The sequence below is a fragment of the Burkholderia sp. B21-005 genome, from assembly GCF_020843965.1.
Classification (GTDB): domain Bacteria; phylum Pseudomonadota; class Gammaproteobacteria; order Burkholderiales; family Burkholderiaceae; genus Burkholderia; species Burkholderia ambifaria.
In genome coordinates this window covers 147,826-165,637 of sequence record NZ_CP086301.1, presented here as the reverse complement: position 1 = coordinate 165,637, position 17,812 = coordinate 147,826, and the positions used below count along the sequence as shown (strand labels likewise).

Below are 17,812 nucleotides of genomic sequence, written 5' to 3'. Positions count from 1 at the left end.
CCGCGGCGCACGCGCATCGCGGGGGTTTTGTTTTGCCGAGGCCGAAACGAAGGCCAGCGCGCACATCACTTCTGCAACAACGCCTTCAGGCTCGCGAGCCGGTCCTTCGGCGTCATCGGCGCTTCCTCCGGCGTCGGCGGCGGCGCTTCATCGAGCCCCATCTCGGGGATGAAGCGCGACGGCTCGCACACGACCGTCTCGCGCGCCCGCTTGCGCTTCTTGCACCAGTTCAGATGCAGGCTGCGCTGCGCGCGCGTGATCGCGACGTACATCAGCCGGCGCTCCTCCTCGATCCGCTCGCTGTCGATCGGGCCGTCGTCCTCGCTGCCGCCACGGTGCGGCATGATGCCTTCCTCGACGCCGACCAGGAACACGTGCGGGTACTCGAGGCCCTTCGATGCATGGACGGTCGACAGCCGCACGGCGTCCGGATCCTCGTCCTTGCCTTCCAGCATCGACATCAGCGCGACGGTCTGGATCAGGCCGAGCAGGTTCTTGCCGGTATCGGCGAGCCCGTCCGCGTTGTGGAATCCTTCCGCCTCGCCGTCGACGGCTTCCGTCTCGGGCTTCGTGCCCTTGCGCTTCAGCCACTCGAGGAATTCGAGCACGTTCTGCCACTTCGACTGGGCCTGCCGCTCGTCAAACGCGTCGTACAGGTAGGCCTCGTAATGGATGGCCTCCATCATGTCGTCGAGCACGACGGTCGCGGGCTCCTTGTCCGCGCGATCGGTCAGGCGCTGGATGAAGTCGCAGAACATGCGCAGCGGCTCGACCTGCCGCGCGGACAGCCGCGCCTCGATCCCGCCCATGTACACGGCCTCGAACAGCGACACCTTGGCCTGGCCCGCGAACGAGCCGAGCGCCTCGAGCGTCGTGTTGCCGATCCCGCGGCGCGGCGTCGTGACCGCGCGGATGAACGCGGGATCGTCGTCGGCGTTCGCGATCAGGCGCAGGTACGCGCACAAATCCTTGATCTCGGCCTTGTCGAAGAACGACTGGCCGCCCGACAGCACGTACGGGATCCGCTCGCGCCGCAGCACCTGCTCGAAGATCCGCGCCTGGAAGTTGCCGCGATACAGGATCGCGTAGTCGCGGAACTGCGCGCGCCGCTCGAACTTGTGCGCGGACAGCCGGAACACGACCGATTCGGCTTCGTGCTCCTCGTCGTTGCACGGCGTGACGGTGATCGAATCGCCCATCCCGTGCTCGGACCACAGCTTCTTCTCGAACAGTTTCGGATTGTTCGCGATCACGTTGTTCGCGGCGGTGAGAATGCGCACCGTCGACCGGTAGTTCTGCTCGAGCTTGACCAGGTGCAGCTTCGGGAAATCCTTGCCGAGCTGCGCGAGGTTTTCGAGCGTCGCGCCGCGCCAGCCGTAGATCGCCTGGTCGTCGTCGCCCACCGCCGTGAACGCGGCGCGCGGGCCGGCGAGCTGCTTCAGCAGCTCGTACTGGCACGCGTTGGTGTCCTGGTATTCGTCGATCAGCAGATAGCGCAGCTTGTTCTGCCAGCGGTCGCGCACCTGTTCGTTCTTCGCGAACAGCTCGGCCGGCAGGCGGATCAGGTCGTCGAAGTCGACCGCCTGGTACGCATGCAGCGTCGCGACGTAGTTGCGGTAGACCAGCGCCGCCTGGTGCTCGTCCTCGTTGGCCGCGATCGTCATCGCCTCATCGGGCATGATCAGGCCGTTCTTCCACAGCGAGATGGTGCTCTGGATCTTGCGGATCAGGCCCTTGTCGGTGGTGCCGATCTGCTCCTGGATCATCCCGAAGCAGTCGTCCGAATCCATGATCGAGAACTGCGGCTTCAGGCCGACGTGCTCGGCTTCCTGACGCAGGATCTGCACGCCGAGCGAGTGGAACGTGCACACGGTGAGCTGGTTGACGGGCACCTTGCGGCCTTCCTTGCCGGGCGTGGTGAGCGTCTTGCCCTCCAGCAGCTTCGACACGCGCTCGCGCATTTCGGCGGCGGCCTTGTTCGTGAACGTGACGGCCGCGATGTGGCGCGGCTCGAAGCCTTTCGCTTCGATCAGGTGCGCGATCTTCTGCGTGATCACGCGGGTCTTGCCGCTGCCCGCGCCGGCGAGCACGAGGCAGGGACCGTCGAGGTAGCGCACCGCTTCGTTCTGAGCGGGGTTGAGGCCTGCGGACATGATGGCGGATGATGTTGCGGTTGACGGCGGAACGCCGGGAGGATGCCGCGCGCGGCAAGCCTGGAATGCAGGCGGACACACGGGCAGGACGCGCATGTTAACACGTCGGCGGCGCACTTTTCGGGAGCCCCGCCGGACGGGGGCCGCGCAGGCAGGCTGCCGTTTCGTCCCCTGTCCGATCGGCCAATCCGGCCCCATCCGCGGCCCGATCGGCCACAATGGACGCATGTCGGCGCGTCCGCGCCGGGCCCGCCAGCATCGTCACCGGATCGACTTCATGGGATACCCGTTCGCCACCGCCGCCCTCGGCCCGCTGCTGTTCCTCCAGGGGCGCCACGTGCGCCGCGTCACGCCACGGCTGCCCGAGGCGGCCGGCCCGCGCGACGGCGTGGCCGGCGACGGCCCGCCGCTGCGCGTGCTGGTGGTCGGCGATTCAGCCGCCGCGGGCGTCGGCGTCGCATCGCAGCACGACGCGCTGTCCGGGCAGCTGGCGCGCACGCTCGCGGCCACCCACCGGGTCGGCTGGAAGCTGCTCGCGCGCACCGGCCTGACCACGCGGGAGCTGGTCGACTGGCTCGCGACCGAGCCGGCCGAGCCGTTCGACGTGGCCGTGACCTCGCTTGGCGTCAACGACGTGACGGGCGGCGTGCCGCCGGCCCGCTGGCAGGCGCAGCAGGCCGAACTCGTGCGGCTGCTCGCCGCGCGCTTCCAGGTCGGGCACGTGATCCTGTCGGCGGTGCCGCCAATGGAGCGCTTTCCGGCGCTGCCGCAGCCGCTCGCGTGGTATCTCGGGCTGCGCGCGAAGCGGCTCAATGCCGCGCTTGCCGACTGGGCCGCGACCCAGCCGAACTGCACGTTCCTGCGCGTCGCGCTGCCGCTCGAACGCCATCTGATGGCGGCCGACGGCTTTCATCCGGGCGCGGCCGCGTGCGCCACGTGGGCCGCGCAAGTGGCCGACGCCGTGCCGCGGCAGCGGGCGCCGGATCACGCGGCACGCTGACGGGCTGCCTGCCGGCGCCCACATGCCGCCGACGGCACGGGCAACCCGCGCGCAGTCCTTCCGGTGCCGCGCCAAACGCCCGCCATGACCGCGCATGCGCCGCCTCCTGCCGTGCGTTTTGCCGAACGCGTCGGTGCGTGCCGCCGCGCCATGCCAAAATAGTCGGTCGTCCACGCGCCGCCACGGCGCGCCATCCTTTCGTTTCGTATGCAGCCAGGGATTGCCATGTCGTCATTGCTCAGGATTGGTTTGATGGGTTTCGGTTTCGCCGGCGCGACGTTCCACGCGCCCGTGATCGCCACGAGCGGCCGCACCGAGGTCGCCGCGATCGCGACGGGGCAGCCCGATCGCGCACGCGCCGCGTATCCGGGCGCGCGCATCGTCCCCGATCTCGATACGCTGCTCGGCCTCGACGACATCGACTGCGTGGTGATCGCCACGCCGAACGACACGCACTTCACGCTCGCGCGCCAGGTACTCGAAGCCGGCCGTCACGTCGTCGTCGACAAGCCGGTCACGCTCACGGCCGACGAGGCGCTCGCGCTCGCGCGGCTCGCGAACGCGCGCAGCCGCCTGTTCGCGCCGTTCCACAACCGCCGCTGGGACGGCGACTTCCTCACCGTGCGCCGCATCGTCGAATCCGGCGAACTTGGCCGGCTGACGTATTTCGCGTCGCACTTCGACCGTTTCCGGCCGACCCCGCGCACGCGCTGGCGCGAGGAGCCCGCACGCGGCGGCGGCCTGCTGCTCGACCTCGGCCCGCACCTGATCGACCAGGCGCTCGCGCTGTTCGGACTGCCGGACACGGTCAGCGCGACGGTCAAGACGCGCCGCGACAACGGCACGGCGCCCGATTTCGTGCACCTGCTGCTCGGCTATCCGGACAAGGACGTCGCGCTGCACGCGAGCGCGCTGTCGGCGATCGAGCCCGCGCGCTTCACGCTGCACGGCACGCGCGGCAGCTACCAGAAGTTCGGGCTCGACACGCAGGAAGACCAGTTGAAGGCCGGCCTCACGCCCGATCACGTCGAGTTCGGCGGCGGCAACCCGCCCGGCGCGCTGCGCACGCTCGAAGGCGAGGTCGAGGTCGAGCGGCCGGTGCCGACGCTCGACGGCCAGTATGCGGAGTTCTATCGCGCGCTCGCCGCGTCGGTCCACGACGGCGCACCGTTCCCGGTCACGCCGCAGGACGCGGTCGACGTGATGACGATCATCGAGCTTGCCGCGCAGAGCGAGCACGAAGGCCGTCGGGTACCATTCGTGCGCCGCGCCGTCTGACGGCCGCCGGCCGGGCAGCGCCAACCCGGCCGCAGCTGCCATTCCGCGCATCCCGCGCCATTCCGCGCCGCGCCGCACGCCGGCTGCGGCCATGCGTCAGCCCCCACGGCGCCGCTGTCCCGAACATTCCGTTACAAATGGTGCGGGAACGAAAGTCAGCGGTCGCCCGGTCTGACGCGTTTCTCAAAAAGTCGATCCGACTCCAAACCGTCAGGAGAATGTGATGCAACGGTTGATTCGCGCAGCGGCATGCTGCGTCCTGGTTTCCTCGCTCGCCGCGTGTGTCGTGCAGCCGCAGCGGCCGGTCCGGCAGGTGCCGCCGCCTGCCTCGCGACCGAATCCGCAGGTCGTCGCGAACGACCGCATGCAGGAGGTCCAGGGCCGGATCGACAACCTGCACCGCCGGATCGACACGCGCGTCAATGGCGGCTACTACCCGCCGCCGTACGGTGCGCAGCTGCACCATCGCCTCGACGTGATCCGCCAGGAAGCGAACGACATGTCGACCCAGCACAACGGCGGCCTGTCCGGCGACGAGCAGCGCGTGCTGAACCAGGAACTCGACACGGCCGCACGCGCGATCGGCGAGTGACGCCGGCGCCCGCCGGCGCCGGCAAAAGCGGCGGCGCCCCACGCCGCCGCTTGTCGCGAAGCGACATTCTTTTGCTCAAATTGACAATGCCCACCCGCTCGCGTACAGTCGCCCGCACGCGTCGGGAGAGCGTGTGACCGCGTAGTTTGGAACGCCGGTCGCGCCGCCGAAGGGGCACACCCGCAAACTCTCAGGCAAAAGGACCGACCGCGTCGGGGAATCCCGTCCGCGCATTGCGCGGGCCGCACTCCCCGCACTCTGGAGAGCGGCAGTAGCCCGTTGCGCCCATGCGGCGCGGGCAAGCTGCCCACCGAAGGGGCGCGCGTTCGCAGGCTCACGGCCGCAACGCAATCTCTCAGGTATCGAGGACAGAGGGGCATGTACCGGATCGCTCGCAGGCTCACGGCCGCGGCGGTCGGCACATGGCCGTTCTGACCCGCGCGCAAGCGCCTTGCCTGAGGCCTCGATGACTGCACTGAATCACACCCCGCTCAACGCCGCGCATCGCGCGCTCAATGCCCGCATGGTCGACTTCGGCGGCTGGGACATGCCCGTCAACTACGGCTCGCAGATCGAAGAACACGAAGCCGTGCGCACCGACGCCGGCATGTTCGACGTGTCGCACATGTGCGTCGTCGATTTCACCGGCAGCCGCGTGCGCGCGTTCTTCGAGCACGCGATCGCGAACAACGTCGGCAAGCTCAAGACCCCCGGCAAGGCGCTCTACTCGTGCCTGCTCAATCCGCAGGGCGGCGTCATCGACGACCTGATCGTCTATTACTTCACCGAAGACTTCTTCCGCGTCGTCGTCAACGCCGGCACGGCCGAGAAGGACATCGCGTGGTTCAACCAGCTCAACGAACAAGGCGGCTACGGTCTGACCATCGCGCCGCGCCGCGATTTCGCGATCGTCGCCGTGCAGGGCCCGAACGCCCGTGAAAAGGTCTGGACGACGGTGCCCGCCGCACGCGCCGCCACCAGCGAACTGAAGCCGTTCAACGCCGCACGGGTCGCCGGCACGCCGTTCGGCGAGCTCACCATCGCGCGCACCGGCTACACCGGCGAAGACGGCTTCGAAGTGATCGTCCCGGCCGTGCACGTCGAAGCGCTGTGGACCGCGCTGCAGCAAAACGGCGTGCGCCCGTGCGGGCTCGGCGCGCGCGATACGCTGCGCCTCGAGGCCGGCATGAACCTGTACGGCCAGGACATGGACGAAAACGTGTCCCCGCTCGACGCGGGCCTCGCTTGGACGGTCGACCTGTCGGCACCACGCGACTTCGTCGGCCGCGCCGCGCTCGAGCGCGACGGCACGCGCGCCGCGTTCGTCGGCCTGATCCTGCAAAAGGAAAACGGCAAGGCGGGCGGCGTGCTGCGCGCACACCAGAAGGTCGTCACGCCGCACGGCGAAGGCGAGATCACGAGCGGCACATTCTCGCCGTCGATGCAGGAATCGATCGCGTTCGCACGCGTGCCAGCGGCGGTCCACGTCGGCGACACCATACATGTGCAGATTCGAGACAAGCAACTTCCCGCGCGCGTGGTAAAACTGCCGTTCGTGCGCAACGGCAAGGTCCTCGCTGCGTAACGACCGGGGGCCCGCCTCCCGGCAAGCCGGGAAATGGCGCCCGGCGCAACCCCATCCGGCGCGCCCCGGCGGCGCGCCAGCATAACGAACATACCTTTTATCCAGGAGCATCCGATGAGCAACGTCCCGGCCGATCTGAAGTACACCGACGAACACGAGTGGATCCGCACCGAAGCCGACGGCACGCTGACGGTCGGCATCACCGATCACGCGCAGAGCACGCTCGGCGACATCGTCTTCCTCGAGCTGCCGGCAGTCGGCAAGTCGGTGAACGCAGGCGACGCAGTCGGCGTCGTCGAATCGGTGAAGGCGGCATCCGACATCTACTCGCCGGTGTCCGGCGAGATCATCGCCATCAACGAAGAAGCCGCCGACTCGCCGGAAGAAGTGAACAGCGACGCATACGCCGTGTGGCTCTTCAAGATCAAGCTCGCGGACGGCGCATCGACCGACAAGCTGATCGACGCCGCTGCATACAGCAAGCTGATCGACTAATTTTCCTTACCCGAACCGCGCGCGGCCGGCCTGCCGGCCCGCGCGGGACCAGAGTCACGCCATGAAGCTCGAACACCCGGACCGTCTGATGAACCGCACGCCCCTCTCGCTCGCCGCGCTCGAAACGCATGACGCGTTCGCAGAACGCCACATCGGCCCCGATGCCGCCAGCCAGCAGGCCATGCTCGACACGCTCGGCTTCGCGTCGCGCGCCGCCCTGATCGACGCCGTGATCCCGGCCTCGATCCGCCGCGCCGAAACGCTGCCGCTCGGCCCGTTCGCGCAACCGAAGAGCGAGGCCGAAGCCCTCGCCGCGCTGCGTGCCCTCGCGGACAAGAACCAGGTGTTCCGCTCATACATCGGCCAGGGCTATCACGACACGCACACGCCGGCCGTGATCCTGCGCAACGTGCTCGAAAACCCGGCGTGGTACACGGCCTACACGCCGTACCAGCCCGAAATTTCCCAGGGTCGCCTCGAGGCGCTCCTGAACTTCCAGCAGATGGTCGCCGACCTCACGGGCCTCGCGATCTCGAACGCATCGCTGCTGGATGAAGCCACCGCCGCGGCCGAAGCGATGACGCTGCTGCAGCGCACCGGCAAGCCGGCGTCGAACGTGTTCTACGTCGCCGACGACGTGCTGCCGCAGACGCTCGAAGTGATCCGCACGCGCGCGCTGCCGATCGGCATCGAAGTCAAGACGGGCCCGGCAGCCGACGCCGCGCAGGCCAACGCGTTCGGCGTGCTGCTGCAATATCCGGGCGTCAACGGCGACGTGCACGACTACCGCGCGCTCACCGAAGCGATCCACGCGGCCGGCGGCCATGTCGTCGTCGCGGCCGACCTGCTCGCGCTGACCGTGCTGACGCCGCCCGGCGAATGGGGCGCGGACGTCGCGATCGGCAACACGCAGCGCTTCGGCGTGCCGATGGGCTTCGGCGGCCCGCACGCCGCGTATCTCGCGGTGCGTGACGAATTCAAGCGCCAGATGCCGGGCCGCCTCGTCGGCGTGACCGTCGACGCACAGGGCAAGCCCGCGCTGCGCCTCGCGCTGCAGACGCGCGAACAGCACATCCGCCGCGAGAAGGCGACGTCGAACGTGTGTACCGCGCAAGCGCTGCTCGCGATCATGGCGAGCATGTACGCGGTCTACCACGGCCCGCACGGCCTGAAGACGATCGCGCTGCGCGTGAACCGCATCGCGGCGCTGTTCGCCGCCGGCGTGAAGCAGCTCGGCTTCGCGCCCGTCAACGACACGTTCTTCGACACGCTGACGATCGACACCGGCGCGCGCACCGCGCAGGTCCACGAATTCGCGAAGGCCGCGCGCATCAACCTGCGCCGCGTGAGCGGCACGCAAGTCGGCGTGTCGATCGACGAAACGACGACCCGCGACGACCTCGCCGCTCTCCTCGCCGTGTTCGCGCAGGCCGCGGGCGGCACCGCGCCGTCCGTCGACGCGCTGGACGCGGGCCTCGCCGGCGTCGCCGCGCTGCCGGCCGGCCTCGAGCGCACGAGCGCGTACCTGACGCACCACGTGTTCAACCGCCACCATTCCGAAACCGAAATGCTGCGCTACCTGCGCAGCCTGTCGGACAAGGATCTCGCGCTCGACCGCTCGATGATCCCGCTCGGCTCGTGCACGATGAAGCTGAACGCGACGTCGGAAATGCTGCCGGTCACGTGGCCCGAGTTCGGCAGGATCCACCCGTTCGCGCCGGCCGAGCAGACCGTCGGCTACCGCGAGATGATCGACCAGCTCGAGCAGATGCTCGTCGCGGCCACCGGCTACGCGGCCGTGTCGCTGCAGCCGAACGCCGGCTCGCAGGGCGAGTACGCGGGCCTGCTGATCATCCACGCGTACCACGCATCGCGCGGCGAAGCGCATCGCGACGTGTGCCTGATCCCGGCCTCCGCGCACGGCACGAACCCGGCCTCCGCACACATGGCCGGCATGAAGGTCGTGGTCGTCGCATGCGACGCGCAGGGCAACGTCGACATCGCTGATCTCAAGGCGAAGGCCGAGCAGCACGCGAACGACCTCGCGGCGATCATGATCACGTATCCGTCGACGCACGGCGTGTTCGAGCAGAACGTGCGCGAGATCTGCGAGATCGTCCATGCGCACGGCGGCCAGGTGTACGTCGACGGCGCGAACATGAACGCAATGGTCGGCCTGACCGCGCCGGGCCAGTTCGGCGGCGACGTGTCGCACCTGAACCTGCACAAGACCTTCTGCATCCCGCACGGCGGTGGCGGCCCGGGCGTCGGCCCGGTCGCAGTCGGCGCGCACCTCGCGAAATTCCTGCCGAACCAGCGTTCGACCGGCTACACGCGCGAAGAAAACGGCATCGGCGCGGTGTCGGCCGCGCCGTACGGCTCGGCATCGATCCTGCCGATCTCGTGGATGTACATCGCGATGATGGGCGCGAAGAACCTGACCGCCGCCACCGAGATCGCGATCCTCAATGCGAACTACATCGCGAAGCGCCTCGCGCCGCACTACCCGGTGCTGTATTCGGGCCCGGGCGGGCTGGTCGCGCACGAGTGCATTCTCGACCTGCGCCCGATCAAGGAAACGAGCGGCATCAGCGTCGACGACGTCGCGAAGCGCCTGATGGACTACGGCTTCCACGCGCCGACGATGAGCTTCCCGGTGCCGGGCACGCTGATGGTCGAGCCGACCGAATCGGAATCGCAGGAAGAACTCGACCGCTTCATCGCCGCGATGATCGCGATTCGCGAGGAAATCCGCGCGGTCGAGGAAGGCCGCGCCGATCGCGAGGACAACCCGCTGCGTCACGCGCCGCATACGGCCGCCGTCGTCACCGCGAACGAGTGGCCGCACGCGTACTCGCGCGAGCAGGCCGCGTACCCGGTCGCATCGCTCGGCACGAACAAGTACTGGCCGCCGGTCGGCCGTGCGGACAACGCTTACGGCGACCGCAACCTGTTCTGCTCGTGCGTGCCGATGTCGGAATACGCATAACGCCTGCCGCGCGCCGGAGTCCGATCGTGACCACACCGCACGCAACCATCGGTTGCGTGCGGTTTTTGCGTTCATCGCCCGGCCAATCGATTCACGCTTGCCCGCCAATCCGGCTAACATCACACGCGATCCAGCCAATCAAGGAGTTCCGCATGGTGCGTCCGATGTTTCCGGGCCAGGGTGCAACGCACGAGCGGCCGCGCACGCGCCGCTTCGTGCCGCTGCTCGTCGCGTCGCTGTCGTTCGTCACCGTCGGCCTCGGCACGGCCGGCAGCGCGCGCGCGGCGATGAATTTCTGCGCGGCGCCCGCCTTGCAGGCGAGCGAGACGATACAGGCCGAGCCGGGTGTGCAGGCGTTGATCCGCAGCGTCGACGCGCGCATCGGCGAGCAGCCGAAGGCGATGCCGCGCGTGCACACCGAGGGCACGCTGCCGCACGAAGGCATCTACGACCAGAGCGCCGACGCGCTGAAGGACATGGAGCTGATGCGCGACGCCGCGCTCGCGTGGCGCGTGACGAATGCGCCGCGCTACCTGCAGCTCGTCGACCGCTTCCTGTCCGCGTGGGTGTCGACCTACCAGCCGAGCTTCAACCCAATCGACGAGACGCGCTTCGACAGCCTGATCGTCGCGTACGACATGACGGCGAGCGCGCTGCCGGTCAAGACGCGCAACGCAACCGCGGCGTTCATCGCGAAGCTGGGCGCCGGCTATGTCGCGCAGATCGACGCGCAGAAGCGCCCGCTCACCGGCACGTGGCGCAACAACTGGCAGAGCCACCGGATCAAGCTGATCGCGCTGTCCGCGTTCACGCTCGGCGACCGCAAGATGATGAACGCCGCGCAGCGGCTGTTCGTCGAGCATCTCGCCGACAACATCGGTCCGGACGGCAAGACCTGGGATTTCGACGAACGCGATGCGCTGCACTACGCGGTGTACGACCTGCAGCCGCTGGTGACGGCCGCGCTCGCCGCGCGCCGCTTCAACCGCAACTGGCTGCGCGAGCGCGGCGCGAACGGCGCGACGCTCGCGGCCGCGCTCGACTGGCTCGTGCCGTACGCGCTCGGCGAGAAGACCCACGAGGAATTCGTGAATTCGCCGGTGCCGTTCGACGCGAAGCGCCGCGAAGCCGGCTTGCCGGGCTACACGGGGCAGTGGGACCCGAAAAACGCCACCGAACTCTTTCATCTGGCCGCGCGGCTCGACGGGCGCTATGCCCGTGTCGCGCGGCAGTTATCCGTCATGCCGCCCGCATGGCTGGCCGCGTGCCTGCCATTGCAGGCGCGCTAGCATCATTCTCAAAGCAAGGCAGGTATCAAAATGGCAGTCAGCGTGTTTGACCTCTTCAAGATCGGCATCGGCCCGTCCAGTTCGCATACGGTCGGACCGATGCGCGCGGCGCTGATGTTCGTCCAGGGCCTCGAGCGCGACGGGCTGCTCGACGCGACGGCCACCGTGAAGGTCGAGCTGTACGGCTCGCTCGGCGCGACCGGCAAGGGCCACGGCACCGACCGCGGCGTGATGCTCGGCCTGCTCGGCGACGCGCCCGACACCGTCGATCCCGACACGATCGACGCGCGGCTCGACGACGTCCGCAAGTCGAAGCAGCTCGCGCTGCTCGGCACGCATCCGGTGCCGTTCGTGCTGAAGGAGAACATCGCGTTCTACCGGCAGGCGCTGCCCGAGCACCCGAACGGGATGAAGCTGCGCGCGTCCGCAGCGAACGGCGACGTGCTGGTCGAGCGCACCTACCTGTCGGTCGGCGGCGGCTTCGTCGTGACGGCCGGCGCGCCGAACACGAAGGTGCTGAGCGCGGCCGAGCAGATGACGCACCCGTTCCGCACCGGCGCCGAGCTGCTCGCGCTGACCGAGACGACCGGCAAGTCGATCGCGCGGCTGATGTGGGAAAACGAGCGCGCGTGGCACACCGAGGAAGAGACGCGCGACGGGTTGCTGAAGATCTGGGCCGTGATGCAGTCGTGCGTATCGCGCGGCTGCGGGATCGGCAACCCGGACGCCGACGGCAACCTGCCCGGCCCGTTCCAGGTCAAGCGCCGCGCGCCGCAGTTGTATCGCGCGCTGACCGGCAACCCCGAACAGGCGCTGCAGGATCCGCTGTCGATGATCGACTGGATCAACCTGTATGCGATCGCCGTCAACGAGGAAAACGCGGCCGGCGGCCGCGTCGTCACCGCGCCGACCAACGGCGCGGCCGGCATCATTCCGGCCGTGCTGCACTACTACACGCGCTTCACGCCGGGCGCGAACGAACAGGGCGTGATCGACTTCCTGCTGACGGCCGCGGCGATCGGCATTCTGTACAAGCTCAACGCGTCGATTTCGGGCGCGGAAGTGGGCTGCCAGGGCGAAGTGGGCGTCGCGTGCTCGATGGCGGCCGGCGCGCTCGCGGCCGTGCTCGGCGGCACGCCGCGCCAGGTCGAGAACGCGGCCGAGATCGGGATGGAGCACAACCTCGGCCTCACCTGCGACCCGGTCGGCGGGATGGTGCAGATCCCGTGCATCGAGCGCAACGCGATGGCGTCGGTGAAGGCCGTCAACGCGGCGCGCATGGCGCTGCGCGGCGACGGCTCGCACTACGTGTCGCTCGACTCGGTAATCAAGACGATGCGCGAGACGGGCGCCGACATGAAGACGAAGTACAAGGAAACCTCGCGCGGCGGCCTGGCGGTGAATATCGTCGAATGCTGATGCGGTAAGGTCCGCGAGCGTGTGCTGCCTCACGGCGGCTCACGCTCGCTCCATGCGTTTCCTGGTCGCTCCCTTCGCGTTCCGGCACTTTCACCGCCCCGCCAACGGGCGTAAGCTGTACGTCCCGCTACCCAGGGAGACGGCAGCCCATGTCGCATTCCAAGGATCTCGAGCAGAGCGCCACCACCGGCGCGCGACTGCTCGTCGATGCGTTGCTCGCCAATCACGTCGAACGCGCGTTCTGCGTGCCGGGCGAGAGCTTCCTCGCCGTACTCGATGCGCTCGCGGACCACACCGCGCGCATCCAGACGGTCGTCTGCCGCCACGAGGCGGCCGCCGCGAACATGGCGGAGGCGGTCGGCAAGCTGACCGGCCGCCCCGGCATCGCGTTCGTCACGCGCGGGCCCGGCGCGACCCACGCGTCGATCGGCGTGCACACCGCGTTCCAGGATTCGACGCCGATGATCCTGTTCGTCGGCCAGTGCGCGCGCGAGCACCTCGATCGCGAAGCCTTCCAGGAAATCGACTACCGGCGGATGTTCGGCCAGATGGCGAAATGGGTCGCGCAGATCGACGACCCGCGCCGCATTCCCGAATACCTGAGCCATGCGTTCCACGTCGCGACCTCCGGTCGCCCGGGCCCCGTCGTGCTCGCGCTGCCGGAGGACGTGCTGTCCGAAGCGTGCGCGTCGCAGCCGGTCGTGCCGGCCGCGAAACGCGTCGCGGCATCGCCGTCTGCCACGCAGCTCGACGAGCTGCGCGAACGGCTCGCGCGCGCGGAACGGCCGTTCGCGATCGTCGGCGGCAGCGGCTGGACGCCCGACGCATGCGCGAACCTGCGCACCTTCGTCGAGCGCTGGCAGTTGCCGGTCGCGTGCGCGTTCCGCTTCCAGGACACCTTCGACAACGCGCACCCGAACTACGCGGGCGACGTCGGCCTCGGGATCAATCCCGCGCTCGGCAAGCGGATTCGCGACGCCGACCTGCTGCTGGTGCTCGGCCCGCGCCTCGGCGAAGCGACGACGGGCGGCTACACGCTGCTCGACATCCCGAAGACGCGCCAGACGCTGATCCACGTGCACCAGGGCGCGGACGAGCTCGGCCGCGTGTATGCGGCCGACCTGCCGATCGTGTCGGGGATGCCGGAGATCGCGGCGCCGCTCGCCGCGCTCGAACCGCCGGCGCACCCCGCGTGGGCCGGCACGGCTGCCGACGCGCACCGCGCGTACCGCGAATGGCATGCGCCGCTGCCGATGCCCGGCGACGTCCAGCTCGGCGACGTGATGGTGCAGTTGCGCGAGCGCCTGCCGCACGACGCGATCCTGACCAACGGCGCCGGCAACTACGCGATCTGGCTGCATCGCCATTTCGCGTACCGGCACTTCCGCTCGCAGCTCGCGCCGACCAGCGGCGCGATGGGTTACGGGCTCCCCGCCGCGCTCGCCGCCAAGTCGCTGTATCCGGCGCGGGCCGTCGTCGCGCTCGCCGGCGACGGCTGCTTCATGATGGCCGGCAACGAACTCGCGACCGCGATGCAGTACGGGCTGAACATCGTCGCGATCGTCGTCAACAACGGGCATTTCGGTACGATCCGCATGCATCAGGAGCGCAACTATCCGGGGCGCGTGCACGGCACGGGGCTCACGAACCCCGATTTCGCCGCGTATGCGCGCGCGTTCGGCGCGCATGGCGAGACGGTCGAGCGCACCGCCGACTTCGCGCCGGCACTGGAGCGCGCGCTGACCTGCGGGCTGCCGGCGCTGATCGAGATCCGCATTCCGCAGGACGCCAGCACGCCGGCCGCGACGCTCGAGCAGATCCGCGAGCAGGGCCGCCGGGCGCGCGGCGCATGATCATGGGAATGCACGCCGCACCGGCCAGTCTCGCGTTGTCGCACGACGACGCGCTCGTCCACCCCGGCACGCTGCTCGCGCCCGACGGTACGCTCGTCGCACCGTACGACGTCGAGCACGGCAGCGATCGCGCGGAAGGCTGTGTGCCGGCCGCGTCGGCGCTCGGTCTGCTGCATGCCGTTCATCGGCCGTTCCGGCGCGACTATGGCCGTACGTCGGACGTACACGTGATCAACGGGATGGGTGTCGCACTCGGCGACTCGGTGATCGGGCTGACCGCGCTCGCCGCGCTGCGCACGATGCATCCGGGCGTGCGCTTCACGCTGTACCGGCCGGCCCGCGCACCGCGCTACGTCGAAGCGCTGTATGCGCTCGCGGCCGACGTCGTCGCACCGTCACGTGCGCTGCCGTACCCCATCGACGCGCTGCCCGCGCACGCGCCGTGCATCGATCTCGGTAATCACCTGTACTGGCCCGCGTTCGCGCGGCAGCCGATGATCGACTTCTTCCTCGATGCGCTCGGTGTGGATCCGGCCACGGTGCCGGCCGCCGCGAAGCGCAATCGCTGGCTCGCACGGCTGCCGCTGCCCGCGCTGCCGGCCGAATGGCAGCGGCCGTACGTCCTGTTTTGCCCGACGGCAAGCACCGCGGTGCGCAGCGTGCCGCCCGCGCTGCGCGCGGCATTCGTGGAGCGACTCGCGCAGCGTTACGGGCTGCCGGTGGTCGGGTTCGGCCCGGTCGCGCATCCGGCCTACGTCGACGTGAGCCGCGACGCGCCCGACACCGCGCACTTCATTGCCTGGGTCAAGGGTGCGAGCGTGCTGTTCGCGCCCGACACGGCCGCGCTGCATGTCGCCGACGGCTTCGACGTGCCGACGCTCGGGTGTTTCACGACGATCGGGCCGGCGCTGCGCGTGCGCGACTATCCGCACTGCGTGCCGGTCGAGCTCGACGTGCCGGCCGAATTGCGCGGGCTGCATCGCAGCGAGCGGCCGGAGGATCTGGCGGCGGTCGAAGCCGCTTACCGGGCGATCGACTGGGATGCGTTGCCGTGGCCGGCGCCGCGCGAAGCGGCCGCCGGGGCCGCCGCGGCCGAATAGAAAAACGGAAGTCGCCCGAACGATCGAACCTTCAGCGGCCTCCACGCGCCGCCGCCACGCTCACCCGGCTCACCCGGCCGCGACCATCACCGCACGCTCGCGCAGCGTCTCCGACGGCCGCTTGCCGAACAGCCGCCGGTAGTCGGTCGCGAACTGGCTCAGGTGCCAGAAGCCCCACGCCTCCGCGACGTCCTGCACCGAACCGGCCGCCCGACCGCACAGGTCGCGCCGCGCGCCGTTCAGCCGCAGCGTGCGCAGGTAGGTCGCGGGCGCCATGCCGAGCACGTCCTGGAAGCAGTACTGCAGCGTGCGCCGGCTCACGTGCAACTGCTCGCACAGCTCGGGCACGCCGACCGGGCGCGTGCGGTGCGCCAGCACGTACTCGCGCGCCTGCTCGACGATCCAGCGCCGGGTCGACGGCGCGCCGCCCGCGCCGTCGTCCGCCGGTTGCGCGCACGCATCGAACAGCGCACCCAGCACCTCGGCCTGCAGGTCGTCGCGCTGTGCGTCGGGCAGCGGGCCGCCGACGGCCGCCGCGCCGTCGAGCCGGCGGCCGAGCAGCGCGCACAGGCGCGCGAGCCGCGTGTCGCCGACCTGGATCACGTGCTGCGTGAACAGCCGCTCGTCGAGCGCGCGGTGCTCGACTTCCTCCGCGTAACGGCGCAACACGTCGCCGCGCACGACGACGCCGTAGATCGAGAACTGCGCGGGCGTCAGTAATTCGAATTCGACGTTGCCGGGCCGGAACGCGAGCGCGCCGGGGCCGATGCGGCATGCATCGACGCGCGCGGTGCCGTCGCTCACCAGCGGGATGCCGAACCAGTACGCATCGCCGCGCACCTCGCACGCCTGGCGCAGCAGATGGCTGGTCGATTCGCGAAACAGCTTCATCGTGTCGAGCGGCAGCTCGGTCAGCGTGCCGACGAAGCGGCCGGCCGCGAGCTGGTCGTAGGTCTGCCGCCAGCCGATCAGGTTGCGCGCCTGCTCGTCCGCGTCGTGCGCGACGCTGACCACGGCCTGGCCGGCCAGCGCGTCGTCACCCTGCGCGCTGCACCGCGTGTCCTCGGCCGTCGGTTCGGCCATGCACTCCACTCGTTGCTCCATCGTGTTCTCCTCACCTGCCCGGGACCGCGTCCATCACGCAAGTCCCGTGCCGAACCGCGCGGCCCGGCGACCAGCCCGTCATTCCACGCTGTACGGCCGCCGCGCGCCATGCGGGCGCACCCGGAGGCGGCGTGCCGCGCACCGCGCGGGTGCGGCATGCATGCCGCCGGCGGCCCGGCCCCGCGCTAGGTGCGCGGCTGCAACCGCACGACCCGCGTGCCGCAGTTGCCGTACGCCTGCGCGACCGCCAGCTCGACGATCGGGCTGCCGGCCGGCCAGGGCGCCGCGTCCGCTTCCGGCAGATCGGCCCGCAGCGTCGCGCGGCCGTTGATCCGGTAGCGGATGCCGCGCACGAAATCGATGAACAGCAGCCCGACGCCGCGGCCGTCGCACCCGAGCGCATCGATCCGGTCGCCGTCGCCGGGCGTCGGCAGCGCGAAACGCAGCGTCTTCGTGTCGATCACGCGCACGACCGGCCACAGATCGCCGTTCGCGTCGCGCATGCCCAGCACGATGTCGCAGGTCACGCGCGCCGGTCCGCCGCGCGTCGTGCCGACGAACATGAACGGCTGCGACTCGACGAACTGGCGCACGCCGATGCTCAGCCGCGTCGTCACGACGTCGCTCATCCGCTCGGCTTCGTCGGCGACGCCGAACCGGTGATGCGCGTCGAGCTCGCCCGCGTGGAACACCGGGTGGCGCGGATAGGATCGGGGTGGTTCTGCCATGCTGGTTTTCCGTCGGGCCCACCGGTGCGCGATGCGGCCGCCGCGACCGCGCGACTGCCGGGGTTGGGGGCGCCGCGTGTCGAATGTCTCGAGGCGAAAGCGGCGAAGTGCCGGGCGAACGGCCGTCGGCGCATCACATCGCCGCGGGCACCGCTCGACGGCCGCGGATGCGTCACCCGAGCGCCGAACCTTGCCCGGCATCGGGAATCGGGAACCGGCAACCGTAC

At 69.8% G+C, this 17,812-nt stretch carries 13 protein-coding genes and 2 riboswitches; of the genes, 10 read left to right on the top strand and 3 right to left on the bottom strand.

What is annotated here, in order from left to right:
- Positions 1 to 65 precede the first annotated feature (65 nt).
- Positions 66 to 2,153 carry a UvrD-helicase domain-containing protein gene (locus LMA02_RS00715; RefSeq protein WP_175661365.1) on the bottom strand — a complete coding sequence of 696 codons (2,088 nt, stop codon included), beginning with the start codon at positions 2,151 to 2,153 and terminating at the stop codon, positions 66 to 68.
- A gap of 277 nt (positions 2,154 to 2,430) precedes the next feature.
- On the opposite strand from LMA02_RS00715, the gene LMA02_RS00710 reads away from it, so the two are divergent.
- The 10 genes from LMA02_RS00710 (at position 2,431) to LMA02_RS00665 (ending at position 15,753) form a co-directional block, all read left to right on the top strand.
- Positions 2,431 to 3,153 carry an SGNH/GDSL hydrolase family protein gene (locus tag LMA02_RS00710; RefSeq protein WP_228906431.1) on the top strand — a complete coding sequence of 241 codons (723 nt, stop codon included), beginning with the start codon at positions 2,431 to 2,433 and terminating at the stop codon, positions 3,151 to 3,153.
- A gap of 225 nt (positions 3,154 to 3,378) precedes the next feature.
- Positions 3,379 to 4,431 (top strand): oxidoreductase, encoded by a 1,053-nt coding sequence (locus tag LMA02_RS00705; RefSeq protein WP_228906429.1) that lies wholly within the window; start codon positions 3,379 to 3,381, stop codon positions 4,429 to 4,431.
- Positions 4,432 to 4,654: 223 nt separating this feature from the next.
- Entirely contained in the window at positions 4,655 to 5,023 is a 369-nt protein-coding gene (locus LMA02_RS00700; protein ID WP_228906427.1) for a hypothetical protein, read from the top strand.
- A gap of 112 nt (positions 5,024 to 5,135) precedes the next feature.
- Positions 5,136 to 5,240: riboswitch (glycine riboswitch) on the top strand.
- Positions 5,241 to 5,271: 31 nt separating this feature from the next.
- Positions 5,272 to 5,405: riboswitch (glycine riboswitch) on the top strand.
- An 84-nt stretch (positions 5,406 to 5,489) separates the two neighbouring features.
- A complete protein-coding gene (gene gcvT / locus LMA02_RS00695) occupies positions 5,490 to 6,608 on the top strand; it encodes a glycine cleavage system aminomethyltransferase GcvT (protein WP_166725854.1) in 1,119 nt (372 codons plus the stop codon).
- A gap of 114 nt (positions 6,609 to 6,722) precedes the next feature.
- A complete protein-coding gene (gene gcvH, locus LMA02_RS00690; RefSeq protein ID WP_212053129.1) occupies positions 6,723 to 7,103 on the top strand; it encodes a glycine cleavage system protein GcvH in 381 nt (126 codons plus the stop codon).
- A 61-nt stretch (positions 7,104 to 7,164) separates the two neighbouring features.
- A complete protein-coding gene (gcvP, locus tag LMA02_RS00685) occupies positions 7,165 to 10,092 on the top strand; it encodes an aminomethyl-transferring glycine dehydrogenase (protein ID WP_228906425.1) in 2,928 nt (975 codons plus the stop codon).
- 152 nt (positions 10,093 to 10,244) lie between these two features.
- On the top strand, positions 10,245 to 11,381 hold the full coding sequence (locus LMA02_RS00680; protein ID WP_228906423.1) for an alginate lyase family protein: 1,137 nt from the start codon (positions 10,245 to 10,247) through the stop codon (positions 11,379 to 11,381).
- 30 nt (positions 11,382 to 11,411) lie between these two features.
- Positions 11,412 to 12,800: an L-serine ammonia-lyase gene (locus LMA02_RS00675; RefSeq protein WP_228906421.1), complete on the top strand. Its 1,389-nt coding sequence runs from the start codon at positions 11,412 to 11,414 to the stop codon at positions 12,798 to 12,800.
- Positions 12,801 to 12,949: 149 nt separating this feature from the next.
- Positions 12,950 to 14,653 (top strand): thiamine pyrophosphate-binding protein, encoded by a 1,704-nt coding sequence (locus tag LMA02_RS00670; RefSeq protein ID WP_228906420.1) that lies wholly within the window; start codon positions 12,950 to 12,952, stop codon positions 14,651 to 14,653.
- Positions 14,650 to 15,753, top strand: a complete 1,104-nt coding sequence (locus LMA02_RS00665; RefSeq protein WP_228906418.1) for an ADP-heptose--LPS heptosyltransferase — start codon at positions 14,650 to 14,652, stop codon at positions 15,751 to 15,753. The genes LMA02_RS00670 and LMA02_RS00665 overlap by 4 nt, the downstream gene beginning before the upstream one ends.
- Positions 15,754 to 15,822: 69 nt before the next feature.
- Here the strand turns inward: LMA02_RS00665 and LMA02_RS00660 are convergent, their stop codons facing one another.
- Positions 15,823 to 16,857, bottom strand: a complete 1,035-nt coding sequence (locus LMA02_RS00660) for a helix-turn-helix domain-containing protein (protein ID WP_228906416.1) — start codon at positions 16,855 to 16,857, stop codon at positions 15,823 to 15,825.
- Between the two features lie 185 nt (positions 16,858 to 17,042).
- Positions 17,043 to 17,585: a hypothetical protein gene (locus LMA02_RS00655; protein ID WP_228906415.1), complete on the bottom strand. Its 543-nt coding sequence runs from the start codon at positions 17,583 to 17,585 to the stop codon at positions 17,043 to 17,045.
- Between the last annotated feature and the right edge of the window lie 227 nt (positions 17,586 to 17,812).